The following is a 647-nucleotide window of genomic DNA, read 5'->3' as shown; positions in this document are numbered from 1 at the left end:
GGCGCTGCGCACGTTGATCCGCTCTCCCATGCTCAGCCAGGTGGCCTCGGTCGTCGACATCGCCGATGTCAGCCTGAACACCGAGGCGGTCGTGCTGGCGGCGCTCGATCAGGCCGCGGCCGAGCAGCGCCGGATACACGCCGTGGTGCTGGTGGTCGAACTCGGTGACCTGCGCGAGGGCATCTCCGTCGAGGCGGCTCCCGAGGCGGTGCGCGCCGTTCTCGGCCACACCTCGCTGCGTCTCGTCGGCCTCGGCGCGAACCTGGCCTGCCAGAACGGTGTCGTGCCCGACGACCGGAACATGGGCGTGCTCAGCGGGCTGGCCGACGATATCGAGGCGCTGCACGGGATCTCGCTCGACGTCGTCTCCGGTGGCAACTCGGCGAACCTGAACTGGGCGTTGCACACCCACGATGTCGGGCGGATCGACGAACTCCGGCTCGGCGAAGCCATCCTGCTCGGTCTCGATCCGCTGTACCGGACCCCGATCCCCGGCCTGCACACCGACGTCTTCACCTTGACCGCCGAGATCATCGAGGTCGCCATGAAACCGGCGCAGCCATGGGGGGACCGCGCGCAGGCGGCCTTCGGCGAGGCGCCGGTGCGCACCGGCGGCGGGACCGTGCACCAGGCCATCCTGGCGCTGG

The 647-nt window shown here is 70.5% G+C and carries 1 protein-coding gene; it reads left to right on the top strand.

Annotation, left to right across the window (positions count from 1 at the left end; genetic code table 11):
- On the top strand, window positions 1-647 hold a 647-nt coding region (locus JHC79_RS23455), incomplete at both ends, for an alanine racemase (protein WP_296395460.1).

Origin of the sequence: Williamsia sp. (assembly GCF_016462415.1) — a bacterium.
GTDB lineage: Bacteria > Actinomycetota > Actinomycetes > Mycobacteriales > Mycobacteriaceae > Williamsia_A.
Note: the sequence above shows the minus strand (reverse complement) of the source record. Positions and strands in the feature narration are given on the sequence as shown.